Here is a 24,083-nt window from a genome sequence, read left to right as displayed (position 1 = left end):
ATGGAACGTAATGTCGAAAGGAAGAGAGGCTGCCTATGTCCGTTCGTTTATTAATTGGCCGCTCAGGGAGCGGAAAAACAGACTATTGTTTAAATGAAATAAGGGCTGAATTAATAAGAGATCCAATTGGGGACCCGCCACTTATCTACTTAGTCCCTGAGCAAATGACATTTCTATCAGAATTTAAATTAATTACAACACCTGGTCTTGGCGGCATGATCCGCTGCCAAGTATATTCCTTCACCCGCCTTGCTTGGAAAATACTTCAGGAAACAGGCGGTATTAGCCGCTATCATTTAAACAGTGTCGGGATTAATATGTTAATTCGAAAAATCATTGACGAGAAAAAGGATAGCCTAAAGCTTTTTCAGCGTGCTGCCGATAAAAATGGATTCATCCAGCAAATTGAACAAATGATGACGGAATTTAAAAGATACTGTGTTCAACCTGAAGAGCTTGCAGAGAAACAAGCGCAACTAACACAAGGGGATAACACAAATAAAGCTCTCCACGATAAACTTCATGATCTCGAGCTCATTTACAGAAGCTTTGAAGAATCACTTATTGATAAATATGTAGATTCTGAGGATTATTTTCGGCTCTTAGCGGAAAAAGCGGCGCAGTCTGAATATTTACAGAAAGCGGAAGTTTATATCGATGGGTTTTATAGCTTTACACCCCAGGAATTTATGATTGTTGAACAGTTAATGAAGCACTGTAAGAAAGTAACGATCGCCTTAACCCTTGATCAGCCATTTAAGCACAATCCGCCTGATGAACTGCATCTCTTTCGAATGTCAGGTGAAACTTGCCAGGCCACTTATGAAATCGCTGCACGAAACGGACTTCAAGTAGAAGAAGTAATCTTAGACGGTCAGAATAGATGGGAAAAGCCTTCCTTAAAGCATCTTGAAGAAAAGTTCGAAACACGCCCAGCGGAAGGCTATAAAGGAGAGACAGCTGTTCATATCGGCCATGCAGCAAATCGCAGAGCAGAGATTGAAGGCATTGCCAGAAAAATAAATCAGCTAGTCAGAACAGATGGCCTTCGTTATCGTGATATTGCCATTTTATCTAGAAATGGCCAGGATTATTTTGATATCATCGGAACGATTTTTCATGATTATCAAATACCTTATTTTATCGATCAAAAAAGAACGATGCTGCATCATCCGCTCGTAGAGTTAATTCGTTCCACTCTTGAAGTTATTAACGGAAACTGGAGATATGAGCCGATTTTTAGGGCAGTAAAAACGGAATTATTATTTCCGGCGAAAGTAAATGCTCAACATTTACGTGAACAAATGGACAGGCTCGAGAACTATTGCTTAGCCTATGGCATTCAAGGGGATAAATGGACGAACAAGAAAAGATGGATGTATCGAAGAATTAGAGGGCTGGAGTTTGAAAGCTTTGGACAAACGGATGCAGAGAAGGAAATCGAACAGGAGCTAAATGACCTTAGAGATATCATAACAGGTCCAATCCTTAGACTATCGCGCCGCCTAAAGAAAGCACAATCGGGAAGGCAATATTGTGAAGCAATATACGTTTACCTCGAAGAATTAGATATTCCAGCTAAGTTGGAGCGATGGAAGCTTGATGCAGATGAGAACGGAAATCTCGTAAAATCCCGTGAACATGAGCAGTCATGGAATGCCATTATGGAACTGCTTGATCAATATGTAGAAATGCTTGGTGAAGAGGAAGTTACGCTGAAACAGTTTGCTTCCATCCTTGAGGCTGGTTTGGAATCTCTTCGTTTTACCTTGATCCCGCCAGCATTGGATCAGGTTATGGCTGCTGATTTGGACATGTCACGTCTTTCTGACATTAAAGCTGCATTTATCATCGGTATGAATGATGGTGTATTTCCAGCTAAATTTTCTGAGGATGGCCTGTTAGCTGACAGTGATCGGGAACAGCTCCTTGTTAACGGTTTAAAAATTGCTCCAGCCAGCAAAACAAGGCTCTTAGATGAAGAATTCATAGCCTATAAAGCATTTGCCACACCTTCAGATTGGCTATTCATCAGCTATCCGCTTGCAAATGAGGAAGGAAAAGCGCTGCTTCCGTCTTCCTATATAAAAAGATTAACAGATTTATTGCCTGATTGTGTCCACCATGATTATTTATCAGACCCGGCAGAGCTGCCTGAGAATGAACAGCTGGAATATGCAGTAAATCTGCACACCTCCTTAGCTTATTTAACATCGCAAATGCAGCTGAAGAAAAGAAACTATCCGATTTATGATTTCTGGTGGGATATTTATAATTATTTCCTTCATCATGAACAATGGAGAGGACAAGCTCTTAAAGTTTTATCTAGTTTAAATTATGAAAATACTACAAAGCAATTAAGAGAAGATATGAGCAAGGATTTATACGGAGATGTCATTCAGGCCAGTGTTTCCAGAATGGAGCTATTCCACGGATGCCCGTTTTCACATTTTGCCCAGCATGGTTTAAAGCTGAGGGAACGTCAAGTATTCCGTCTTGAAGCACCCGACATCGGGGAATTATTCCATGCCGCGTTAAAATACATCGCTGAAACTGTGATGAGCAAAAAGCTTTCATGGACTGATTTAACAAGACAGCAATGTGAAAGCCTTGCGCAAGAAGCGGTCGAAATTCTCGCTCCTAAGTTACAAAATGAAATCCTGCTAAGCTCCAATCGTCATTTTTATATTAAAAGGAAGCTGGAGCAAATTATTAGCCGTGCCTCCTTTGTATTAAGTGAGCATGCAAAGAAGAGCGGATTTTCACCGATCGGTCTTGAACTCGGCTTTGGCCCTAAGGGGGAGCTGCCTCCTCTTACATTCCCGCTAAAAAATGGTGCAAAGATGGAGCTAATTGGCAGGATCGACCGTGTGGATAAGGCTGAGGAGAAGGATGGCGTATTTTTAAGAGTCATAGACTATAAATCGAGTTCGAAGGATATAAACGTAAATGAAGTCTATTATGGTCTAGCCTTACAGATGCTGACTTATTTAGATATTATTATCTCCCATTCTCATACACTGATCGGGGCTGAAGCCAGCCCAGCGGGGATTTTATATTTCCATGTACACAACCCAATGATCAGCACTTCAAAAATGCTGACATTAGATGATATTGAGCAGGAGATATTTAAAAAGTTTAAAATGAATGGCCTCATTTTAGGGGAAGAAAATGTGATTAAACTAATGGATCAAACTTTAGATAACGGTGATTCGTCTATCATATCTGCAGGCTTTAAAAAGGATGGCACGCTGTCAAAGCGATCCAAAATAGCAAGCAAGCAAGAATTCGATCAATTGCGCCAGTATGTCCGAAGAATGTATACACAAACGGGAAATCAAATTACCGAAGGAAAAGTGGACATTTCGCCTTATAAAATGAAGGATAAAACACCTTGTACATTTTGTTCGTTTAAGCCTGTATGCCAATTCGATGAGTCACTAGGAGCAAATGAATACCGCATGCTTGTTCCTCAGCCGAAAGATGAAGTGCTTGCCAGTATTCGAAAGGAGGTAGAAAAGGATGAAGCTACCTATTCCAGTTAAACCTGCCGATGTTACTTGGACGGATGATCAGTGGAAGGCGATCATGGCAAAGGGTCAGGATATTCTTGTTGCAGCAGCTGCAGGATCCGGGAAAACGGCTGTCCTCGTTGAAAGAATCATTAATAAAATAGTATCTGAGGAAGATTCAATCAATGTGGATGAGCTGCTTGTTGTGACCTTTACGAATGCTTCCGCAGCAGAAATGAGACACAGGATTGGAGAGGCCCTTGATAAAGCGATTAATGCCAATCCTAAATCTGTCCATCTTCGAAAGCAGCTGAGCCTATTAAATAAAGCATCAATCTCTACACTTCACTCTTTTTGTTTGGAAATGGTCAGAAAGTATTACTATTTGCTCGATATAGATCCGAGCTTTCGAATTGCTGACGATACAGAGGCACAGCTTTTAAGGGATGAAGTGCTTGAAGATCTCTTCGAAGAGGAGTACGGAAGAGAAGGAAATGATGCGTTTTTTTCTCTTGTAGATACATTCACGAATGATAGAAGCGACACGGCCCTGCAAGATATTATCAGGGATCTATATGATTTTGCACGCTCAAATCCATCTCCTGATGAATACCTCGATTCCATCATCGAGATGTATAACGTTGATGAAAATAGTGATATCGAACAGATGCCTTTTGTACAGTCTCTTTTACAGGATATGGACTTGCAGTTGAAAGGCGCAAAGCAGCTGCTTGAATACGGACTTGAACTTACAAAGTTCCCAGGTGGTCCTGCCCCAAGAGCAGAAAACTTTATTGCCGACCTTCATGTTGTCCAAACATTAATGGAAGCGAAAAAAGACTCATGGGAAACGCTCTACGAGGCGATGCAATCTTGGTCATTCGGCAGGGCAAAAAATTGCAAAGGCGATGAGTATGATAGTGAGCTAATTGAAAAGGCAAAGAAGCTGAGAGATAAGGCAAAGAAAATCATACAAGATCTTCAGGATGAGCTATTTTCCCGTAAGCCGGAAAGCTTTTTGCGGGATATGAAGGAAATGAAGCAGCATATCGAGACACTTGTCTATATCGTGAAGGAATTTTCGATTCGGTTTAATCAAATAAAGACAGAAAAAGGTTTAGTGGATTTTGCCGACCTTGAACATTTCTGTTTAGAAATACTTTCTGAAAAGAGTGCCGATGGAAAGTTAACACCTTCAGATGCAGCCATTGCCTGCAGAAATCAGTTCAAGGAAGTACTTGTTGATGAGTATCAAGATGTAAACATGGTCCAGGAAGCGATTCTTCAGCTTGTGACATTGGATTCAGAGCTTGCGGGAAATCTTTTTATGGTGGGCGATGTAAAGCAGTCTATTTACCGTTTCCGGCTTGCAGAACCAAATTTATTTTTAGGCAAGTACAACAGGTTTGAGAAAAATGGAGAAGATGCGGGATTAAGAATTGATCTTGCTAGAAACTTCAGAAGCCGAAAAGAAGTGCTGCACGGGACGAACTATATATTTAAACAGATAATGGGCGTTTCTGTTGGTGAAATAGAATATGATGAAGCAGCTGAGCTGAAAGCAGGCGCCCCATATCCAGAAGACGACTCCTATCCCATCGAATTAACGGTTATTGATTTAGAAGGGACAGAAGAGGAAGAAACGCAGGGTGATGAGCAAGAAGGGTTTGATGCGGCAGAGCTTGCCCAGTCCCAGCTGGAAGCAAGGTTTATGGCTGCCAAAATTAAAGAAATTATCTCTGAACGGAAGGACGTATACAATCCAAAAACGAAATCAGGACGTCCTGCTGGGTATCGGGATATCGTTATTTTGCTGCGCTCGATGACATGGGCGCCTCAGATCATGGAGGAATTTAAGCAGCAGGGGATTCCCGTATATGCGAATCTATCAACCGGTTATTTCGAGGCCACTGAAGTATCCATCATGATGTCACTATTAAAAATAATCGACAACCCGTATCAGGATATTCCGCTTGCAGCTGTATTAAGGTCCCCGATTGTGGGATTGACTGAGGAAGAGCTGTCCCAAATTAGAATTCACCATAAGAAGGCTTCTTTTTATGAGGCAATGGTGTCATTTTGCAATAATAAGCCTGCGATGGAGCATGAATCATTATATGAAAAAGTCCGGCCATTCTTTGATCAGCTAATGGGCTGGCGCGTAATGGCAAGGCAAGGCTCTCTTTCTGAACTCATCTGGCAGTTATATCGAGAAACGAGATTTTATGATTTCGTAGGCGGCATGCCTGGCGGGAAACAAAGACAGGCGAATCTGCGGGCATTTTATGACCGTGCAAGGCAATATGAAGCTACATCTTTTAGAGGATTATTCAGGTTTTTACGATTTATAGAACGCATGCGGGATAGAGGAGATGATCTCGGTGCTGCACGTGCATTAGGAGAACAGGAGGATGTAGTTCGCCTAATGACCATTCATAGCAGCAAAGGGCTTGAGTTTCCTTTCGTATTTATAGCTGGGCTAGGCCGCAATTTTAATACGATGGATTTGAAAAAAGCCTATATGCTTGACAAGGAATACGGATTTGCTGCAAAATACGTAAATGCTGAAAAACGAATATCATACCCATCTCTTCCCCAAATTGCTTTTAAAAGGAAAAAGAAGATGGAAATGCTTTCGGAAGAAATGCGCGTTCTTTATGTAGCCTTGACGAGGGCAAAGGAAAAGCTTTACTTAGTATCGTCAGTCAAAAAGGCTGAGAAAAAGGTAAACCAATGGCTGCAATCGGCTGAAAATCCAAATTGGCTTTTAAATGAATTTGATCGTGCTTCTGCGACAAGCTTTCTTGATTGGATAGGTCCAGCACTTGTGAGGCATAAAGATTATGATTGCAGCGTAAGTCCGCTTATTTCCAGTGACATTACCGACCATCCTTCAACATGGCATGTTCAGATTATTAACAGTGAAGCGGTTGCAAACCTTGTTGAAGTGATAGAATCGGAAAAAGACACTTATTTGCAAATGGTATTCTCAGGTGAAGAAGTACCAGTACAATCGCCATTCAAGAGAAAAGTTTTGGACCAGTTATCATGGAAATATTCACATTTAGAAGCTTCCCAGTCTCGTTCTAAGCAGTCAGTTTCTGAAGTGAAAAGGCAAAAGGAAATAATTTCTCAAGAAGATGGTGGGCTAGAGCTCATCAAACCATTCAAAAAGCCGTTATTTAATCGACCGCAATTTATGCAAGAGAAGTCATTATCCCCAGCAGAACGAGGAACTGCCATGCATATGGTCATGCAGCATATTAGCTTTAAAGAACATGTGACTGTAAATTCAATTGCTGCCAAAATGGATGAAATGGTAACTAAAGAATTGCTGACAGTTGAGCAGCGAACAGCTATCGATCCATCGTTAATTGAACAATTTTTTCATACTGACCTCGGTAGAAGAATGATACAGGCAAGAGAGATGAACCGAGAAATTCCTTTCAGTATTTCTTTGCCCGCAAGCGAGATATATCCGGGATGGAAGGATGAAGAGGAGTCTGTATTAATCCAAGGGATCATTGACTGCGTGTTTGCAGATGAACACGGATTCGTGTTAGTAGACTATAAAACCGACCAAATTACCGGCCGTTTTAATGGCGGGATTGATGAAGCAAAAACGGTACTAGCAGATCGTTACCGAGTTCAAATTAATATGTATGCAAAGGCTTTGGAACAAATTTTAAAAAGAGACATTCAAGAGAGATACCTATTCTTTTTTGAGGGAGCGCATATTATTAAATTATAAAAGCGACCGGTTAAGGATGTATTCCTTACCCGGCCGCTTTTTTTAATTATTCCCGACAATAGGCTGATCAATTAGGTTTGTATCAAGGACATTGGTGCCGCTTATCCCATTGTTCGTAATTATTAACCCGCCGGTATTAAATGCACCTTGGCCGGAATAGGTTTTCCCAGCCGTTTTGGGCGCTATATTAAGAGCATCTCCAAATTGTACAATACCACCATCAACATTCATAATCTGTACTGGACCAATAATGGCTGGCATATGAACTCTTCCTTTTACATTTTTTTTGTTTTCCCATCTTGATCTTTAATCATTCCGCAGCAACTGGCGGATATGCTTAACTCTTGCTTCCATAGAAATATGACTGCTGTTGCCAATATGGATAACGGAAGATGCAGATATCCCGTTTATATCAATATTATTAACTTTAATGGCAGGGTTTAAATTCGTGGTTTGCATAGATATGACTTCTTCAATGGGGACAATGGGAACACTTATCGTGAAAGCTTTAAAAGACAGGTAATTTCCCTCATTTCCAAAAAAAGTATCTGCTTCACGATGCACGGCAAGGGCGCGGGAAAATCCATGGACGTATGTTGAATCGCCAATTTCAATGACAGATGAAATGATAAGGGTATCTGCCTTAAACTGATTTACAATTGAGGTTCTGCTAAGCATAGGTCATCACTTCGGTGTTAATGGAACAAATGGTCCGATTATTAATGACTCAGGAGGCGTATCAAAAACAGAAGCAAGCTGGATTGTTTGTGTGTCACCTACCATTAATAGTGAAGAGCTGGCTACCCCGATCACTCGAATATTTCCAACGGATATATCCCGGTTATACACTTCAAAATTCATTCGTTTCCATTCCTTTCTCTGATTCTGGCAAATGGCTGATAAAGGTATGAACCCCGTTGTTTATTTCATTCTTTAATTTCGCCAAGATTTCTTCATTGAAATCAGCAGCTGTATCTTGTTCCCTATTTGTTGCAGAAAGTTGTTGGTGCTTAAGATGGTATTCAATGCGGTTAGGGAGCTGCTTTTTGATATCTTCCTTAATGAATAACAAAAATGAATCATCTACAGATTTATTTAATGATTGGGCTGTTTCCTCAACTACGCTCTGCAATTCATTTTCCAAAAATGTATTGATTTCATTCTCGATTTCCATTGATCTTTGGAAATGGGCTTTTGGCTGAAAGGGAGTTTGAATCCCTTTATTATTAATGGCAAAATCCTCAATTTCCTGAAGCTCTGATGGATTTAAACCAATATTTAATGTTCCGTCTAATGATTCAACCTTCAATTGGTCGAATTTATATTCAATTCTGTCTACAGTTATCGGTGGTCGCATCTTCAATTCCTTCGTCTGTTTCTCTAATTCTCTTACCTTGATTTCGAGTTGAATAATTCTCTTTTCTTGTGCTTCTATAAAAACATGCATTTTTTGCAGGTAAGAGTATAATGTCTGATCCATCCATACCACCTCACTTTTTTCGGAACATCGATTACCTTCCTCCAGAATGTAAAGGCACTGCAGGAGCTTCCAACAATGCCTCTTCTCCGCCAAGAATACCTACCCCGGGCTGGAGGTGATGTGGAGCAGCCCCTGTAAATCCCCCTGTATTATAAAGGTAGGAAGTGGGCTTAATAATTCCAGCACTCCCGATCTGCAATACGGAAGAGTTAGTAATACCGCCGATCTTTATGAAATTAATTTGTATGGATTGGTTAATGTAGAAGTTCATTTTTTTCACCCTACTATTAAACATTTAATAAAATACCTTGATCCAAACCGTCTGAATCATAGGTGTTCGTACTGCTTTGCCGATTATAAATAGTTAGACCATCTCCTGTGTTAAAGGAACCTGCCCCAGAAAATGTTTTCGCATTGGCTAGTGGCATGATCTTATAAACATCCCCGATATGAAATACTCCGCTGCTCCCAATAGAAACGACCTGAACGACTCCAACGATAGCTGGCATCTTTGACATCCTTTACACTAATTTCTCTTTATATCCTATGTGCCTAAATACAGATTGTGCCTAGAAATATTTGGCTGGACAAATGATTGGTGATTCTCCTATGATAATAGTGCAAATTACATTTTTTTCTCCAAATATGATATGATTGTATCGATTTTAGTTAAGGGGGCCATACGATGATTCACGCACACATAACAACATGGGTTTTAGCACTTGTATTATTCTTTGTAGCTTTAGGATTACATAAGAGTGGAAAAGCCAGAGCTTTGAAAGTAGTTCAAATGATATTAAGGCTTTTCTATATTTTAATAATTATTACAGGTGTAGTAATTTTAAGTAAAATTAACATTAGTTCACTTTATATCTTAAAGTCATTACTTGGAATTGTAGTAATCGGGATGATGGAAATGGTTATTGTCCGTTCGATTAAAGGAAAGAAAACAGCAATGTTTTGGATATTGTTCCTTGTAACATTTGTCCTCGTTCTTTACTTAGGATTTGTTAAACTTCCATTAACTTTCCTCATGTAAAACATTTTTTGATAAATATTGTCAATTTTCTAGTAAAAAGCTGCTAAAAAGGCAGCTTTTTCTTTTTTTAGACATATCAACATTTCGGTTTTTATGGTATTTTTATCATATAAATATGTCACGGAATTAGTGGTGGAGCTATGGCGAAAACAATAACATGTATTTATGTAGATGAACATCAATTAAATAGATTTATAGATAAGCATGAACTTAAAGAATACCCTAGCCTCCTTGTTCAAGTTTTTTCAGGGATGGAAGACAGAGATTCTCTATTAGAATTGCAAAGCATCATAAAGGAAATGGTGCCCTTTGCTGCAGTTATTGGGTGTTCAGCATCAGGTGAGATTTTTGAAGGGGATATCATAGAAAATAAGACGATTCTATCTTTTACGGTATTTGATAAGACAGAAGTAAAGACTGCTTTGCTTCATCAGGAATCTTTTGAAAATAGTTTTGATATGGGAAAAAAGTTAGCTGAGCAAATTATCGATTTTGATACGAAAGTACTGATTATTTTTCCTGCTGGGGAAAAAGTCGATTCTCAATCTCTTTTAGAAGGGATCCTTGAAGGCAATTCGCAGCTTATCGTTTCAGGCGGTATTGCCGGAAATACTGGAATGAATTCAGATTCTTTTTCAATAGCGGGAGAGGGCTTGACAAGCCAGGGAGTTGCAGGAGTAGCCCTTCAAAGCAAACAGCTTTTTGCACAAGTTCAAAGCCATTTTGAATGGCAGGAAGTCGGAAAGGCTTTTACCGTCACTAAGTCAAATGGGGATATTGTCTATTCATTAGATAAGAAAAAACCATTGCAAATCTTAAAACATTATTTGGGTGAGGGCTTTATTAAAGATATTTCCAATTCAAGATTTGAATTCCCTTTCACTATTAATCAAAAGGATCGAAAAGCCTCATTATTTATCATGGATATTTTGAAAAATGGGGCCATTCGTGTCAGCAGGAATGTGTCGGAAGGGGATAAGCTGACTTTTTCCTATCCAAATATCGAAGCAACTATTGACCAAACATTACAGGGATTTAGACAAATCGCAAAAAAACCGGTCGAAACTATTTTTGTCTACAATAGCCTGTCAAGAAAACGGTTTGCCCTAGATTTTTCAGAAAAAGAACTGATGATGCTTCAGAGCATTGCACCAGCTAATGGTTTCTTTTCCAATGGGGAGGTATTAGCGGGAAACGAAGGGACAGCACAGCTAGGTGGCCTATCTCTTACATACTTATCCCTATCAGAACAATCGCTTGAAAAGCGGGAGAATCGTGGACTCACATTTAAATATTCGATGCCTGAACAGTTGAAAACTTTAGCATCCCTTACACGTTTGATGGAATCCTCTCAAGAAGATTTTCAAGCTTTGCATGAAAGCTTGACTATTTCTGAGCAATACCATCAATCGCTTTTTAATAATCATACAGATATTGTTTATTCAACTGATTTGCAAGGACATTTTACAAATGTGAATCCTGCATTTGACGACATGTTTGGCTTTCATCATGATGAACTATTAGGAGCATCATCGTTTAAAATTGTATTAAGCGGGGACATTCCAAAAGTAAGAATGCACTTTTTCAGAGCGATAAAGGGAAAAGAACAATACTATAATGCTACTCTCCTATCCAAATCTGGAGAAATGAATTTATTTCAATTTAAAAACATTCCCATCACAGTGAATGGCGAATGTGTCGGAATATATGTAATTGGAAAAAACATGACTGAGCAAAAAAAGATCGAAGAAAAGATTACAGAACTAGCGAATTTTGACCATGATACAGGACTTCCAAATCGGATGAGATTTACGGAACAGCTTGAACAAATGCTGCAGCGGGCAAAAAGGAAAAAACGCATGCTTTCCGTTCTTTCTATCGACATTGATCGTTTTAAGTTAATCAATGACAGCCTCGGACATTTTGCGGGAGATATGATTTTAAAGGAGATCGCTTTTCGAATTGAAAAAGTTCTCCCAAGCGGATCATATATTGGGAGATTTGGCGGAGATAAGTTTACAGTTATACTCACAAAGGAATCTCAAGTAGAAGAGGTTATGAAAGCAGCAAAATCTATTCTTTTGGAAATTTCAAAACCAGTTCACCATGAAAGCCAGGAATTCTTTGTTACCGCAAGTATTGGGGTCAGCTTCTATCCAGAGGATGGAACAGACGAACATGAGCTCTTGAAAAATGCCGATATTGCGACAAATCGTTCAAAAGACAAGGGCGGAAATCAAATTACCTTTTTCTCGACTGAAATGAATGAGCAGGCATTGAATAGACTCGAGCTTGAGAGCTATTTGCGTAAAGCCTTGCAGAAAAATGAATTCTATTTAATGTTTCAGCCGTTAATTGATTTAGAATCCGGCAAAATCTTCGGCAGTGAAGCACTTATTCGTTGGAATCATCCAAAGCTTGGCCTCGTATCTCCAGCAGATTTTATCCCTCTTGCAGAAGAGACGGGCATTATTCAAGAGATAGGAAGATGGGTGCTGCGGACAGCCTGTATGCAGAATAAAAAGTGGCAAACACTTGGAGATAATCACTTATCAGTTGCAGTGAATGTGTCAGCCTACCAGTTTCAGCAGCCAGGCTTTATGAATGATGTGAAACAAGCTCTAAGCGAATCTAAATTAGAGCCGCAGTATTTAACACTTGAGCTGACAGAGAGTACAATGCTAACGAATATTGATTATAGTATTCCAATCATGAGGGAGCTTCAAAAACTTGGAGTTAAGGTGTCAATTGATGACTTTGGAACGGGTTATTCTTCATTAAGCTACCTAAAGGATTTGCCTATTAACACTTTAAAAATAGATCGTTCATTCATCAATAATTTGCGCGTGGATACGTATGATATTGCGATTGTGAAGGCAATTATTACAATGGGGCATGGCTTAGAAGTGAAGGTAGTGGCTGAAGGAGTCGAAACAAAGGAACAAATTGAACTCCTAAAAGAATTAAATTGCCATTATGCTCAAGGCTTCTATATCCATAAACCGCTAAAAATTACTGAATTTGAAAAAGGCTTAAAGGAAAAAGCAGAGATAACATCATAAAAAAGGTGGCTCCTAAGAGTCACCTTTTCATGATGATATTTTCTCAATAACCATTCTTTTTCCGCTATTTAAGGTGAATTCAAAGCGGTCATTCATTTTTTCGAAGTAACTAAAATGATGCTGTACATTGCAAATATGTTCCTGGTTATCGAATACGATAAAATTAACACCGCTTTTTCTCTCACTTCGATCGAGGAAGGAGAGCTGATTATAGCAGTATATGCAATCATATATAGAGAACCGCAAGGAATTTAAAGTCGTGATAAATTGGAAAAAAGCATCATCATTCATTCCTTCTAGTAATTTTTCTAATGAAAATACAAGATGCTTCCTAATTCTTAGAGAGTCTTGATCTTTCAATAGAAGGATTTCATTGTCTGCTGCGAATTTCCCTTCTTCAGATAATACCCCTTTTTTCCAGCGTTTAAATCGATAAATCTCTACTTCCTGGTGGAGGAATTCTTCCAATAATGATGCTTCATCCGTTTCTTTATCAAAGAACACCCATTGATCATTAATATATTCAATAGATCCTTCGGTAAAGGCACGTGTTTGATATTCAATCAGTTTCGTTCGCTGCTGTCTATTCATAATAAACCTCCATCTGATTCCCTCAACAATCTTTTTAGACAGTTTCCCCCCATTTTATAACCAGTTCTTAATAAAACTTCATTCATTTATGGATAAAAAAGTTCCCCCTATAAAAAGCATATTCTCACAATCGGTTTTATGAAATGGATAATCACCTAATTTCATATGGATATTCACAGAAAAACTAGGTGATTTTTCATTAAATATTTGACTGCACAAGGGAAAAAAGGCTACTCTATAGGAGTTGCACAATAGCATGTTTGTTTAGAGAAGGGGGAGGAGCGGAGATGGTAAAAAGAGTGTGGACTCTTATCTTAATTCCGTTGCTTCTTTTTTACGCTCAGCCTGTAGGAGCAGTTGAAAAAGAAGATCGAAAATGGCAAGATGAATCCATTTACTTTTTAATGGTGGACCGCTTTGATAATGGGGATTTTAAAAATGACTATCATGTAAATGTAAAGGATCCGGAAAGCTTCCATGGCGGCGATTTCCAAGGAATCATTAAGAAGCTCGATTACATAAAGGATATGGGCTTTTCAGCTATTTGGCTGACGCCAATATTCGATAATGAAGAAAACGGATATCATGGGTATTGGGTTAAAGACTTTTACAATACTGAAGAGCATTTTGGTACGATCGATGAATTTAAAATGCTTGTGGAAGAAATTCATAAACGAAATATGAAAGTAATAATGGATTTTCCTATTAACCATGTGGGCACAAAGCATGAATGGGTAAAGGATCCTGCTAAGAACGATTGGATTAATACTCAAGTATCACCTATTCAGCAGGATGTAGGAAATGAATGGCTAAATGGACTTCCCAGCATAAATCACGATAATCCGGAAGTTCAGGACTATTTGCTGGATGCTGCAAAATGGTGGATTGATGAAACGAATATAGACGGGTATTACCTTGATGAAATCGATGCGGTTTCAAAAAAATTCCTTTCTGATTTTGTTCAACAGTCTAAAGCAGCTAAGAAGGATTTTTATTTGCTTGGTGAAGTAAGGTCAAATGATCCTCATTTCATTTCTGAATATGAGGAAACAGGAATGGATGGATTTTTGGACTTTCCTCTAACCGAAACTTTAAGGCCGGCCTTTGATCAAGTTGATCAATCATTAAATGAACTGAAAACTCGAAAAGACGAATTGATGTCAACATACAAAAATCCATATTTAATGGGAACGTTATTGGATGACCATAAATTAGTACGCTATACGAGGGATATGGTTGAACAAAATCAGCATCCTGGCCCAAGATGGAAACTAGCTTTAACTTATCTTTATGCTTCCCCGGGGATTCCGATCGTCTATTATGGCAGTGAAATAGCCTTGGATGGCGGTTTAGGTCCGGACAATCATAAACAGATGGACTTCAGAACAGATAAGGATTTAATTGACTACATCACAACTCTAGGAGAACTGCGAAACAATTTACCTAGCTTAACTAGAGGAGAGATGAAGCTGATTGCCGAGGAGAATGGTGTTCTAGCTTTCAAACGTACTTATCAGGATGAAACGACTGTTATCGTCATAAATAATAGCTCAGAATCCCGAAATATTGCGATTCATGCAGATGAACTTGCTGATGATAAAGAGCTGAGAGGCTTATTAACGAATGACCTCGTGAAAAGCAATGATCATCAATATAATATTTTCATTGATAGGGAAGAAGCTGAAATCTACGTATTATCTCAAAAATCTGGGATAAATATGCCTTATGTAGTTGCTACTGTTATTGTATGGGGTGCCTTTATTGCGTTTATCATCGCAGTATGGAGAAGATCGAAAAAGAAACGGTCTCAAGAATAGATAAAGTGAAACTTCAATCAGTGGGGCGCCTTTCCCCACTGATTGTTAGTTGAACCAATCGGGCCTTTACGGGCTGTTGATCCCCACTTAAAAATCTTCTGTTTTACTCAACTTCTTGAAGTGGGGGTCTTACAGCCCGTTAATCTGCGATAAATAGTAAAAGCCAAAGGAATTGGTCTTTGGCTTTTACTTTAGTTCTTATTAACGATAGTTGACAAACTGCACTTCTACGGTTAGGCTCGCTTCTTTGATGGCAGCAATGATCTGCTGCAAATCGTCGCGGTTTTTTCCTGTCACACGAATTTGATCATCTTGTATTTGGCTCTTTACCTTTAAACCGCTGTTTTTAATGAGTGTATTAATTTTCTTCGCATTTTCCTTATCGATCCCTTGGGCAATCTTCGCTCTTTGCCGCACAGTTCCACCTGAGGCCCCTTCAATTTTTCCATAATCTAAATTTTTTATTGGAATGCCTCTTCTAATCATTTTGCTTAATAGCACATCTTTAAGCTGACCCAGCTTGTACTCATCGTCTGAAACTAGCACAAGCTCCTCTTTATCAAGAGAAACATGGCTTTTGCTGCCTTTAAAGTCATAGCGGGTTTGAATCTCTTTCATGGCAATACTAATAGCATTGGTCACTTCAGAAAAGTCAACCTTGGATACAATATCAAATGAACTCTCTTTAGACATAGTTGCCTCCTTAACCTTCGTTTCTTTTCCAAAAGCGATCATAATCATGATGTCCTTTTGAAAAGAAGTTTTACTTTACTTATAATTATAGTAAAATATAGCAGTCCAAACAACTTTAGGAGATATTGTCTTATTTCGTATAGAGGGAATTAATAAAAATTAGTAAGGATGAATGAATGATGCCTATTAAAGATTATATTGGCCGTACAGTAAAGCTTACAGTAGAAAGGCCAGCTGAATTTGGCTACTTTTTATCAGATGGCGAAGAGGATGTGCTTTTACACAAAAACGATACGGATATGCAGCTGGAAGAAGGCCAAGAAATTGAAGTATTTCTTTACACGGATTCAAGGGGAAGAACAGCAGCTACAACAACGATCCCTGAGATTACTACAGAAACATATGGCTGGGCTGTAGTAAGTGATGTAGAGGAGGATATTGGTGTTTTCATCAATATCGGAATAAATAAAGATATGCTGCTTGGAAAAGAAGATCTTCCTGTCCATCGGTCAGTCTGGCCAAAAGTTGACGATCTGCTTTATATAACGTTAAGAGTGAACCGCAATAATCGCATCTATGTAAAAGTTGCCACAGACCCAATCATTGAGGAAATGTCTGTAAAGGCTACAAGGCAAGATTTTAATAAAAATATTCATGGTCATATATACCGAACGGCAAAGGTTGGGAGCTGGGTATATACGGCCGAAGGATTTAAAGGTTTTATCCATGAGTCTCAGCGGAAAACAGAACCGCGTCTCGGTGAAAAGATTGAAGGCAGAATCATTGATGTAAAAGAAGACGGAACGATCAATGTTTCTTTAGCGCCGAGAAAACAAGAGGCACTTGATGAGGATTCTGAAATTATCCTCTCTTATTTACAATTGCGCAATGGGGCTATGCCATATAGTGATAAAAGCTCTCCAGAGGATATACAAGACCGTTTTCAGCTTAGTAAAGCATCATTCAAACGTGCATTAGGACGGCTGATGAAGGAAGGAAAAATCTATCAAGAAGAAGGCTGGACATATATGAAGAAATAAACGAGCAAGCAGCTGCTTGCTCGTTTTATTTTATAGATGATCAGTTGTTTTAGAGTACTGGTTTTTCCCTGCCTTACGGTTTTTCTCACGCATCATATTTTTTTCATGCCTGAGAGCATTATTATCCTTCGCTTTTTTATCATTATCAGAAGTACGGGGCATAATAGGATTACTCCTTTCCATATATTCACATATCCAATATGATTAGACAGCCTCTCAATAGAAGGCTAGCCTTATAATATTGTCTGTAAAAATGAAAAGGAGTATTCGTAAGAAAGGTAAGTGTTATTTGACTTTATTTAAAAAGAATATAGCGATTGTCCCGGATCCTGTATGGGAACCAATGGCAGCCCCAATAGAGGAAATGAAGACATCTTTAACATTTAACTCTTGAACGATTAGATCTTTCATTTCTAAAGCAGTTTCTTCATCGTCAGCATGACTAATACCAATGACTTGACGTTCAAAGTGTTCGCCTCTTTCTTTCATTACTTCAATGATGCGGCGAAGGAGTTTCTTTTTTCCTCTATGTTTTTCAATCGGTACGAGCTTGCCATCTTCAACATTTAGTAACGGCTTAATATTAAGCAAACCGCCCAAAAAAGCTGAAGCCTTTGAAACACGGCCCCCTTTTGCCAGATAATCGAGATCATGGACCGTAAATAAAGACTCCATATGCTTACAGCGGTATGTAATGTCTTCTAAAATAGTTTCTTTGGATGCATTATCCTTCGCTAATTTAACAGCTTCTTGAACGATTAAGCCAAATCCAAGTGAAGCACCTTTTGTATCGACTATAGTTAGTTTGAAGTCTGGGTATGTTTCCTTTACTTGTTCAAGCATCATTACTGCGGTTTGGTATGTACCTGATAATTCGGATGAAAAAGCAATATAAATGCCATCTTCATTATTTTTTGCCATGTTTGTAAATGCTTCTTCAAAGGCCAGAGGAGAAGCTTGTGACGTTTTTGGCACTTTTCCTTCACGGATGGCTTCATAAACTGTCTTAGGGTCTATCGTAACTAAATCTTCATATTCATGATCGTTTAAATGAACTTTTAATGGAAAAAGTGTTACATTATTTTCTTCAAAAAAATTTAAAGGTAAGTCACTGGCACTGTCTGTCAAAATTTTTACTGACATACATATTCACCTGCTTTCCATACTGTTTATTCATAAGTTTATAGAAATTAGGATAAAAAGACAATAAAAATACCATTTTTGGGTAATAACTAATAATTTAGATGGGTGATACTTATGTTTTGGTTAAAAACAAAGAAATTAATCGTTGTTTTGATTGGTGCATTTCTTGCAGCAATCGCAATGAACTTCTTTCTTATTCCGGCAAATGTTTATTCAAGCGGGTTTGCTGGTGCTGCACAGCTCTTATCCAGCGTTTTTGGAGGGCGAATTTCTACTGGAATTTTCCTCTTTATTTTAAATGTCCCGGTTGCTCTTCTAGGTTGGAAGAAGGTAGGGCGGTCATTTACGCTATATAGTTTTATTAGTGTTTTGGCCATGTCGATCTTTTTAGAAGTGATTCCTGTATGGAAATATACGGATGATATTTTATTAAATGCTGTTTTTGGCGGAGTAATTGGAGCTGTTGGAGTAGGAATAACTCTAAAGTGGGGGGCTTCAACAGGGGGAATGGACATTATTGCAATGGTCCTTTCACGAATGAATGATAAACCAATTGGCACGTATTTCTTTCTATTAAATGCGATTATCATTATAACAGCAGGCGCCCTTTACGGCTGGGAAAAGGCATTGTATACGATTGTAACGCTTTACGTGTCAACAAGGGTAATTGACGCGATTCATACAAGACATGAGAAACTAACAGTTATGATCATTACGAAGAAATCAGAAGAAATGAAGAAAGTCATTCATGAACAACTACTTAGGGGAATCACGATTGTACCAGCTAAAGGTTCATTTACAAATGAAGAAAAGGAAATGCTCATTATAGTGATTACTCGTTATGAATTATTTTATTTAGAAAGAATAATAAAAGAGATAGATTCAAATGCTTTTACTAATATTGTGCAAACTATTGGCGTATTAGGCTTCTTCCGCAAGGATTAATTTACCTTTGGAGGGATAAAATGCTTCAGACAATTATTGCCTATTTATTCATGATTGGCTCCTTTTCGACATATGCTGGAGAAATGATGACCCATTCTTTCATCGGCTATAAACAACTGGAGGAGGCAGCCATGGAAAACAATGCATTTCGAAAAATAGAAGTAAGCGGCGGGAAAGGCACTTACACAGTTACAGGAGAAGCGCGGTCAAGCAGCGGAGAGTTATTCTATCTCGTTGAGGACGGACATATTGAATTTATTTCCGAAAAGAAGCTGGCAGCAAAGGGGAAATTTCCTTCATGGTCAACAATTAAATTAGACATAAATATTCCCGAAGAGAAATTCCCTGAGAGTGGGACTATCGTTCTTTATTTGTATGAGCGAAATAATGAAGGAAAATTGATAAATGCACTTCCAGTAATCCTAGAGAAAGTTCAACAAGCTGACAATTAGAATGTCAGCTTGTTGTTTCTTGTTATGATTGAGGATTTGAAGGAATTTCGTCTAACGCTTGCTGCATGCCAGCTAACTGTTCCTGCTCTGCTCTTGTTGAGTTTGCATAAGCAGAACTTAAAGCGTTTTTGGCTACTGCAACTGCGCTTGCCTGTTCAGAGGGGAATGCCGCTATTGCCGTGTTTACAGCCTGTTGCGCTTCTTGAAATAGTCTATTCCCCATGTTAAATTCCCCCTAAAGAGGATTCTTTCACATTTGCCATTTTTTCGGCTTCAGCCTCTGCATATGTTGAGTGATAAGGGATACGTTCTGCATGCTTAGTAACGGAATCTACACCCTGCTGAACAAAGCGTTTCGATTTATTACGTTTTCCCAATCGAATCCCCTCCAAAAAAGAAATTGTTGAAACAGCTAATTTGCTGCCTCGTTGATTAGTATGCTCTAATCGAATCTTTTAAAAAGGGAAAAATCTTGGTCTTTTTCTAATATGAGGCATCATTACAGCTTCAAATTTAATAATTCATTTAAATAAACGGCAACACCGTCTTCTTCATTTGTTAAGGTAACTTCTTTCGCCACTGATTTAACCTCGTTTATTCCATTCCCCATTGCAATTCCATATCCTGCAAATTCAAGCATTTCCAGATCATTGTCCTCATCGCCGAAAGCGATTATTCTGTCGGCAGGAATCTGGAAGTAATCAGCCGCTCTTTTTAGCCCGACAGCTTTATTTAATCCGGCCTTTACGATTTCAATAACATGAAATGGGGCCGCCCAACTTCTATGGTCAATAACTTCCGCGTGAAGACTCGATAAATGATCACGAATCGTTTGTACATGCTCCTGATCGGTATGAATTAACATACTTGTAGGAGAGGCATTCAGAAAATTGCGCAGGTCACCAGTCGTCACATTCGGCTCTCCGAAGCCAAATATTTCAATAAGCTTTTTATCCTGATAATGGAAGTACACATCATCAATGACCTCTGCAATAATGTTATGAAAATGAAAGGAGCTGCACGCCTCAACAATTTCTTTGGCAATATTTACTTCTAGCGGGGAATGATAAACTCCCCACTTTTTATCCTTTGGATGGTGCACAAAAGCTCCGTTGAAATTGACAATTGGCGTATCAAGATTCATTTCTTTATAATATATTTCACTTGAACGAAAAGGTCTTCCAGTTGCAATCATGACAATATGCCCTTCTTCACGGGCTTTTTTAATCACTTTTTTTGTCTTTAATGATATTGTTTTATCATCCTTTAGCAACGTCCCATCTAAATCTAGCGCGATCAAATGCTTTTCTGCCATAATAACAACCCCTTCTTTATACAATTTTTTCTATTTCAAGTGTTAAGCTTTAGAAAAAAGAAAGTCCTCATGGTACACTAAATGAGAAATATTCCTTCTTTCGTACCCATCATACATAGTTCAAAACCAAATAATTAACTATAACCACTATGTTAACAAATTATTCGTTTGTTTTGAAATAATATAACGATTAATTTTAATCTTAACATAATATATAGATTGGCTTAACATTAGGAGGCTTTACAATGATTACTGTAAAAAATTCCAAAATTAACGAAATCCCCTTTCTGCATATTGCGGATTCTAATAAATGGGAAGAAAAACTTCCATCTATCATCTTTATTCACGGATTCACAAGCAGGAAGGAATTTAATTTGCACTATGCTTATTTACTAGCAGAAAAAGGGTTTCGCGTGATTCTTCCTGAAGCGCTCTACCATGGTGAAAGGAGTAATGGACTGTCGGGAAACGAACTAAATTTACATTTCTGGGAGATCATCATTCGAACAATTGAAGAACTGGATATCGTAAAAAGATCTTTTGAAGATGAGCAATTGATAGACCCTGAAAGAGTAGGTGTTGTTGGGACGTCGATGGGGGGAATCGTTACATTAGGTGCCCTTACACAGTATCCATGGATAAAAGTAGCGGCAAGCTTAATGGGAATGCCTTACTATGAGAAGTTTGCTTTGCACCAAATAGATGAACTTCAGCGTCATGGAGTTGATATTCCACTCACAAAAGACGAGATGGCTCAATTAATGAACAAAATTAGAGAACTTGATTTAAGTAAGCAAACTGATAAACTTGGAAATAGACCATTGCTTTTCTGGCATGGCAAACAGGATTCCGTCGTTCCATATACACCTGCCTTTCATTTTTATGAAATGATTAAGCCTTTATACGATAATCAGCCAGAAAGTCTATCATTTATTAGTGATGAGAAAGCTGGACATAAAGTGAGTACAACAGGGGTTATGGAAACAGTAAAATGGTTTGAAACGTATTTATAAAGTAAATTTACTGTCCGATGTGATGCCCGTCATTCATATTCAAGAATATTTTTGATAAGATATAATTAGAACCATAGAAGAAGGAGTGTTATAGCAGATGGATCAAGATGTAAAAGATAGTATTATGGGTGCTCTAGAGCTAGTAGTTGACCCTGAACTCGGTGTAGATATCGTTAATCTTGGATTAGTATATGATGTTAAGATGGATGAAGAGGGAAAGACGACTATTGATATGACTTTAACGTCCATGGGCTGTCCCCTTGCTGGAACAATTGTAGAAAACGTAAAGAGTGCTCTAGCAGATATTCCTGAAGTGAAAGAGACGGAAGTAAATATTGTTTGGAATCCGCCATGGTCAAGGGATAGAATGTCGCGCTACGCTAAGATTGCTTTAGGAGTTCGTTAAAGGATGAAGAATAAAGTCATTCTAGTTAGCTCTGATCAGCTTGGCAAAGGAGATAAGGAGCTTGGTGAAGGTGTCCTCGAAACCTTTTTTACATTGTTGAAGCAAAGAGAGGAATTACCAGCAGCGATTTTTTGCATGAATAGCGGGGTATTTGCGTTAACTGAACAATCCTTTGCCTCAGTTCATATTAAAGAGCTCGAGGAAAAGGGAGTAGAAGTAATTGCCTGCAAAACCTGTGTAGACTATTACGAAGTAGAAAATAAATTAATTGCCGGTAAAATTAGCGGGATGCCAGCCTTTCTTGACCTAGCATCCAAATACGAAGTCATTACAATATCATAAAACAGCAGGGGCTTATGCTCTTGCTGTTTTTATTTATAGAGAAAAACGAACATTTGCACGATAAACAGGATATATGCGCGATAACCAGGATATTTGCACGATACCCGGGTTTTATGCACGATAATCAAGATATATGCACGATAACTATTTCCTCTTAAGAATGGCCATCTCAATGTGAGATATCTCACTTTTATATATTGCATTTTCCCTTATACTACAATTGCAATCCATATTTAGATCAATATCCTTGCAATCAATTGCAATGGAAATAGCGAAATAAGAGAGGAAGGATTCTCATGTCCTTTAGCCGCGATTTTAATAAAGATCCTTTTATTGTAATTTGGGAATTAACGAGAGCTTGTCAATTAAAATGTCTTCATTGCCGGGCTGAGGCTCAATATAGAAGAGATCCCCGTGAATTATCTTTTGAAGAAGGAAAAGCATTAATTGATCAAATTTATGAAATGAATAATCCAATGCTCGTCTTTACCGGCGGGGACCCATTGATGAGGGAGGATGTTTTTGATATTGCTAAATATGCAGTGGACAAAGGTGTCCGCGTCTCAATGACCCCGAGTGCAACGCCGAATGTGACAAAGGAAGCAATTGAGAAAGCAAAGGAAGTGGGATTATCACGCTGGGCTTTCAGTCTTGATGGCCCAACCCCTGAGATTCATGATCACTTTCGAGGAACTGCCGGTTCGTTTGATTTAACAATTGAAAGAATTAAGTATTTGCATGAACTTGAAATTCCTGTTCAAATAAATACGGTTATTTCTCGTTACAATATTGATTACTTAGATGAAATGGCGAAGGTTGTAGAAGATTTAAAATGTGTTCTTTGGAGTGTCTTTTTCCTAGTACCAACTGGCAGGGGACAGGAAAGCGATATGATTTCACCAGTTGAACATGAAAAGGTATTTAAATGGTTATATGATTTAAGTAAAAGGGTATCCTTTGATATAAAGACGACAGCGGCACAGCATTATCGCCGTGTTGTTATTCAGAATAAAATGAGAGAGGAACAGGCACAAAACGGTGATATTCAATATTTAGATGCGTTGACTCAACAAGGATTAACTGGGTCTATTGATGGTCTAGGAAGGGCTCCTAAAGGCGTCAATGATGGGAATGGCTTCGTGTTTATTTCTCATATTGGGGATGTCTACCCAAGCGGACTCCTGCCAATTAAAGCAGGGAATGTTAGGGAGCAGCCTTTAGCTGAAATTTATCGGGAATCACCTGTTTTCAAAAACTTAAGAAATCCTGATCAATATAAAGGCAAATGCGGAGTATGTGAATTTAGGTATGTTTGCGGAGGCTCTCGTTCCCGCTCCTATGCAGTCACAGGAGATTATATGGAAAGTGAACCTTTCTGCGTATACATTCCTAAAGCATTAAGAAAAAAAGCAACATCTTAAAAATTAGTTAGAAAATATGCTACAATGTTTCAAAAGAGGTCATCCTCATTGGAGTTGATAG

At 38.5% G+C, this 24,083-nt stretch carries 25 protein-coding genes; 12 read left to right on the top strand and 13 right to left on the bottom strand.

From position 1 onward, the window contains the following. Window positions 1–35: 35 nt before the first annotated feature. Window positions 36–3,545 (top strand): helicase-exonuclease AddAB subunit AddB, encoded by a 3,510-nt coding sequence (gene addB / locus AR328_RS10800; protein WP_066295024.1) that lies wholly within the window; start codon window positions 36–38, stop codon window positions 3,543–3,545. Next, window positions 3,523–7,263, top strand: coding sequence for a helicase-exonuclease AddAB subunit AddA (gene addA, locus AR328_RS10795; RefSeq protein WP_066295023.1), 3,741 nt, complete (start codon window positions 3,523–3,525; stop codon window positions 7,261–7,263). Before addB ends, addA begins: the two co-directional genes overlap by 23 nt. A gap of 42 nt (window positions 7,264–7,305) precedes the next feature. Here the strand turns inward: addA and AR328_RS10790 are convergent, their stop codons facing one another. From AR328_RS10790 to AR328_RS10765, 6 genes are read right to left on the bottom strand one after another with little or no spacing between them, the layout of a single operon-like run. Then, complete coding sequence (locus AR328_RS10790) at window positions 7,306–7,524, bottom strand: spore germination protein (RefSeq protein ID WP_066295022.1); 219 nt, start codon at window positions 7,522–7,524, stop codon at window positions 7,306–7,308. A gap of 45 nt (window positions 7,525–7,569) precedes the next feature. Then, window positions 7,570–7,941: a spore germination protein GerPE gene (locus AR328_RS10785; protein WP_066295021.1), complete on the bottom strand. Its 372-nt coding sequence runs from the start codon at window positions 7,939–7,941 to the stop codon at window positions 7,570–7,572. 6 nt (window positions 7,942–7,947) lie between these two features. After that, window positions 7,948–8,124 carry a spore gernimation protein GerPD gene (locus tag AR328_RS10780; RefSeq protein WP_066295020.1) on the bottom strand — a complete coding sequence of 59 codons (177 nt, stop codon included), beginning with the start codon at window positions 8,122–8,124 and terminating at the stop codon, window positions 7,948–7,950. Beyond that, window positions 8,114–8,743 (bottom strand): spore germination protein GerPC, encoded by a 630-nt coding sequence (gene gerPC, locus AR328_RS10775; protein ID WP_066295019.1) that lies wholly within the window; start codon window positions 8,741–8,743, stop codon window positions 8,114–8,116. Before gerPC ends, AR328_RS10780 begins: the two co-directional genes overlap by 11 nt. Window positions 8,744–8,774: 31 nt before the next feature. After that, the gene (locus AR328_RS10770) at window positions 8,775–9,014 is read right to left on the bottom strand and encodes a spore germination protein GerPB (RefSeq protein ID WP_066295018.1); all 240 of its coding nucleotides are present in this window, start codon (window positions 9,012–9,014) and stop codon (window positions 8,775–8,777) included. Window positions 9,015–9,030: 16 nt separating this feature from the next. After that, window positions 9,031–9,252, bottom strand: a complete 222-nt coding sequence (locus tag AR328_RS10765; protein ID WP_066295017.1) for a spore germination protein — start codon at window positions 9,250–9,252, stop codon at window positions 9,031–9,033. 176 nt (window positions 9,253–9,428) lie between these two features. Here AR328_RS10765 and AR328_RS10760 point away from each other — a divergent pair, with 176 nt between their 5' ends. Beyond that, the gene (locus AR328_RS10760; RefSeq protein WP_066295016.1) at window positions 9,429–9,782 is read left to right on the top strand and encodes a YisL family protein; all 354 of its coding nucleotides are present in this window, start codon (window positions 9,429–9,431) and stop codon (window positions 9,780–9,782) included. A gap of 140 nt (window positions 9,783–9,922) precedes the next feature. After that, on the top strand, window positions 9,923–12,844 hold the full coding sequence (locus AR328_RS10755; protein ID WP_066295015.1) for an EAL domain-containing protein: 2,922 nt from the start codon (window positions 9,923–9,925) through the stop codon (window positions 12,842–12,844). Window positions 12,845–12,871: 27 nt separating this feature from the next. On the opposite strand, the gene AR328_RS10750 is transcribed toward AR328_RS10755, so the two are convergent. After that, window positions 12,872–13,435 (bottom strand): DUF2777 domain-containing protein, encoded by a 564-nt coding sequence (locus AR328_RS10750; protein ID WP_066295014.1) that lies wholly within the window; start codon window positions 13,433–13,435, stop codon window positions 12,872–12,874. A gap of 287 nt (window positions 13,436–13,722) precedes the next feature. Here AR328_RS10750 and AR328_RS10745 point away from each other — a divergent pair, with 287 nt between their 5' ends. Then, the gene (locus tag AR328_RS10745) at window positions 13,723–15,252 is read left to right on the top strand and encodes an alpha-amylase family glycosyl hydrolase (protein WP_066295013.1); all 1,530 of its coding nucleotides are present in this window, start codon (window positions 13,723–13,725) and stop codon (window positions 15,250–15,252) included. 201 nt (window positions 15,253–15,453) lie between these two features. Here the strand turns inward: AR328_RS10745 and AR328_RS10740 are convergent, their stop codons facing one another. Further along, window positions 15,454–15,945, bottom strand: a complete 492-nt coding sequence (locus AR328_RS10740; protein ID WP_066295242.1) for a YajQ family cyclic di-GMP-binding protein — start codon at window positions 15,943–15,945, stop codon at window positions 15,454–15,456. 179 nt (window positions 15,946–16,124) lie between these two features. Here AR328_RS10740 and AR328_RS10735 point away from each other — a divergent pair, with 179 nt between their 5' ends. Continuing rightward, window positions 16,125–16,985 (top strand): CvfB family protein, encoded by an 861-nt coding sequence (locus AR328_RS10735; RefSeq protein WP_066295012.1) that lies wholly within the window; start codon window positions 16,125–16,127, stop codon window positions 16,983–16,985. A 30-nt stretch (window positions 16,986–17,015) separates the two neighbouring features. On the opposite strand, the gene AR328_RS22225 is transcribed toward AR328_RS10735, so the two are convergent. Continuing rightward, a complete protein-coding gene (locus tag AR328_RS22225) occupies window positions 17,016–17,147 on the bottom strand; it encodes a DUF3941 domain-containing protein (RefSeq protein WP_082677191.1) in 132 nt (43 codons plus the stop codon). Between the two features lie 123 nt (window positions 17,148–17,270). After that, entirely contained in the window at window positions 17,271–18,128 is an 858-nt protein-coding gene (locus AR328_RS10730; protein WP_066295011.1) for a DegV family protein, read from the bottom strand. 114 nt (window positions 18,129–18,242) lie between these two features. On the opposite strand from AR328_RS10730, the gene AR328_RS10725 reads away from it, so the two are divergent. Together AR328_RS10725 and AR328_RS10720 are read left to right on the top strand one after the other, a co-directional pair. After that, window positions 18,243–19,073: a YitT family protein gene (locus AR328_RS10725; RefSeq protein WP_066295010.1), complete on the top strand. Its 831-nt coding sequence runs from the start codon at window positions 18,243–18,245 to the stop codon at window positions 19,071–19,073. 20 nt (window positions 19,074–19,093) lie between these two features. Continuing rightward, the gene (locus AR328_RS10720; RefSeq protein ID WP_066295009.1) at window positions 19,094–19,525 is read left to right on the top strand and encodes a Gmad2 immunoglobulin-like domain-containing protein; all 432 of its coding nucleotides are present in this window, start codon (window positions 19,094–19,096) and stop codon (window positions 19,523–19,525) included. Window positions 19,526–19,547: 22 nt separating this feature from the next. Here the strand turns inward: AR328_RS10720 and AR328_RS10715 are convergent, their stop codons facing one another. From AR328_RS10715 to AR328_RS10710, 3 genes are all read right to left on the bottom strand, one after another. Next, window positions 19,548–19,748 carry a DUF3813 domain-containing protein gene (locus AR328_RS10715; protein ID WP_066295008.1) on the bottom strand — a complete coding sequence of 67 codons (201 nt, stop codon included), beginning with the start codon at window positions 19,746–19,748 and terminating at the stop codon, window positions 19,548–19,550. Window position 19,749: 1 nt separating this feature from the next. Then, a complete protein-coding gene (locus tag AR328_RS22820) occupies window positions 19,750–19,902 on the bottom strand; it encodes a hypothetical protein (protein WP_197414450.1) in 153 nt (50 codons plus the stop codon). 122 nt (window positions 19,903–20,024) lie between these two features. Beyond that, window positions 20,025–20,840 (bottom strand): Cof-type HAD-IIB family hydrolase, encoded by an 816-nt coding sequence (locus tag AR328_RS10710; RefSeq protein WP_066295007.1) that lies wholly within the window; start codon window positions 20,838–20,840, stop codon window positions 20,025–20,027. 245 nt (window positions 20,841–21,085) lie between these two features. On the opposite strand from AR328_RS10710, the gene yjfP reads away from it, so the two are divergent. From yjfP to AR328_RS10690, 4 genes are all read left to right on the top strand, one after another. Next, window positions 21,086–21,853, top strand: a complete 768-nt coding sequence (gene yjfP, locus AR328_RS10705) for an esterase (protein WP_066295006.1) — start codon at window positions 21,086–21,088, stop codon at window positions 21,851–21,853. Window positions 21,854–21,950: 97 nt separating this feature from the next. Beyond that, window positions 21,951–22,259 carry a metal-sulfur cluster assembly factor gene (locus tag AR328_RS10700; RefSeq protein WP_066295005.1) on the top strand — a complete coding sequence of 103 codons (309 nt, stop codon included), beginning with the start codon at window positions 21,951–21,953 and terminating at the stop codon, window positions 22,257–22,259. A gap of 3 nt (window positions 22,260–22,262) precedes the next feature. Then, the gene (locus AR328_RS10695) at window positions 22,263–22,601 is read left to right on the top strand and encodes a DsrE family protein (RefSeq protein WP_066295004.1); all 339 of its coding nucleotides are present in this window, start codon (window positions 22,263–22,265) and stop codon (window positions 22,599–22,601) included. 296 nt (window positions 22,602–22,897) lie between these two features. Beyond that, window positions 22,898–24,022 carry a TIGR04053 family radical SAM/SPASM domain-containing protein gene (locus tag AR328_RS10690; protein WP_066295003.1) on the top strand — a complete coding sequence of 375 codons (1,125 nt, stop codon included), beginning with the start codon at window positions 22,898–22,900 and terminating at the stop codon, window positions 24,020–24,022. Window positions 24,023–24,083 lie beyond the last annotated feature (61 nt).

This window comes from Bacillus sp. FJAT-29937 (genome assembly GCF_001509555.1).
Lineage (GTDB): Bacteria > Bacillota > Bacilli > Bacillales > Cytobacillaceae > Cytobacillus.
This window is presented reverse-complemented; position numbering and strand designations above follow the sequence as displayed.

What these genes read in the sequence shown, in the direction of transcription:
- addB (WP_066295024.1), top strand. Translation starts at nt 36, where the DNA reads ATGTCCGTTCGTTTATTAATTGGCCGCTCAGGGAGCGGAAAAACAGAC.
- addA (WP_066295023.1), top strand. Translation starts at nt 3,523, where the DNA reads ATGAAGCTACCTATTCCAGTTAAACCTGCCGATGTTACTTGGACGGAT.
- AR328_RS10790 (WP_066295022.1), bottom strand. Translation starts at nt 7,524, where the DNA reads ATGCCAGCCATTATTGGTCCAGTACAGATTATGAATGTTGATGGTGGT.
- AR328_RS10785 (WP_066295021.1), bottom strand. Translation starts at nt 7,941, where the DNA reads ATGCTTAGCAGAACCTCAATTGTAAATCAGTTTAAGGCAGATACCCTT.
- AR328_RS10780 (WP_066295020.1), bottom strand. Translation starts at nt 8,124, where the DNA reads ATGAATTTTGAAGTGTATAACCGGGATATATCCGTTGGAAATATTCGA.
- gerPC (WP_066295019.1), bottom strand. Translation starts at nt 8,743, where the DNA reads ATGGATCAGACATTATACTCTTACCTGCAAAAAATGCATGTTTTTATA.
- AR328_RS10770 (WP_066295018.1), bottom strand. Translation starts at nt 9,014, where the DNA reads ATGAACTTCTACATTAACCAATCCATACAAATTAATTTCATAAAGATC.
- AR328_RS10765 (WP_066295017.1), bottom strand. Translation starts at nt 9,252, where the DNA reads ATGCCAGCTATCGTTGGAGTCGTTCAGGTCGTTTCTATTGGGAGCAGC.
- AR328_RS10760 (WP_066295016.1), top strand. Translation starts at nt 9,429, where the DNA reads ATGATTCACGCACACATAACAACATGGGTTTTAGCACTTGTATTATTC.
- AR328_RS10755 (WP_066295015.1), top strand. Translation starts at nt 9,923, where the DNA reads ATGGCGAAAACAATAACATGTATTTATGTAGATGAACATCAATTAAAT.
- AR328_RS10750 (WP_066295014.1), bottom strand. Translation starts at nt 13,435, where the DNA reads ATGAATAGACAGCAGCGAACGAAACTGATTGAATATCAAACACGTGCC.
- AR328_RS10745 (WP_066295013.1), top strand. Translation starts at nt 13,723, where the DNA reads ATGGTAAAAAGAGTGTGGACTCTTATCTTAATTCCGTTGCTTCTTTTT.
- AR328_RS10740 (WP_066295242.1), bottom strand. Translation starts at nt 15,945, where the DNA reads ATGTCTAAAGAGAGTTCATTTGATATTGTATCCAAGGTTGACTTTTCT.
- AR328_RS10735 (WP_066295012.1), top strand. Translation starts at nt 16,125, where the DNA reads ATGCCTATTAAAGATTATATTGGCCGTACAGTAAAGCTTACAGTAGAA.
- AR328_RS22225 (WP_082677191.1), bottom strand. Translation starts at nt 17,147, where the DNA reads ATGCCCCGTACTTCTGATAATGATAAAAAAGCGAAGGATAATAATGCT.
- AR328_RS10730 (WP_066295011.1), bottom strand. Translation starts at nt 18,128, where the DNA reads ATGTCAGTAAAAATTTTGACAGACAGTGCCAGTGACTTACCTTTAAAT.
- AR328_RS10725 (WP_066295010.1), top strand. Translation starts at nt 18,243, where the DNA reads ATGTTTTGGTTAAAAACAAAGAAATTAATCGTTGTTTTGATTGGTGCA.
- AR328_RS10720 (WP_066295009.1), top strand. Translation starts at nt 19,094, where the DNA reads ATGCTTCAGACAATTATTGCCTATTTATTCATGATTGGCTCCTTTTCG.
- AR328_RS10715 (WP_066295008.1), bottom strand. Translation starts at nt 19,748, where the DNA reads ATGGGGAATAGACTATTTCAAGAAGCGCAACAGGCTGTAAACACGGCA.
- AR328_RS10710 (WP_066295007.1), bottom strand. Translation starts at nt 20,840, where the DNA reads ATGGCAGAAAAGCATTTGATCGCGCTAGATTTAGATGGGACGTTGCTA.
- yjfP (WP_066295006.1), top strand. Translation starts at nt 21,086, where the DNA reads ATGATTACTGTAAAAAATTCCAAAATTAACGAAATCCCCTTTCTGCAT.
- AR328_RS10700 (WP_066295005.1), top strand. Translation starts at nt 21,951, where the DNA reads ATGGATCAAGATGTAAAAGATAGTATTATGGGTGCTCTAGAGCTAGTA.
- AR328_RS10695 (WP_066295004.1), top strand. Translation starts at nt 22,263, where the DNA reads ATGAAGAATAAAGTCATTCTAGTTAGCTCTGATCAGCTTGGCAAAGGA.
- AR328_RS10690 (WP_066295003.1), top strand. Translation starts at nt 22,898, where the DNA reads ATGTCCTTTAGCCGCGATTTTAATAAAGATCCTTTTATTGTAATTTGG.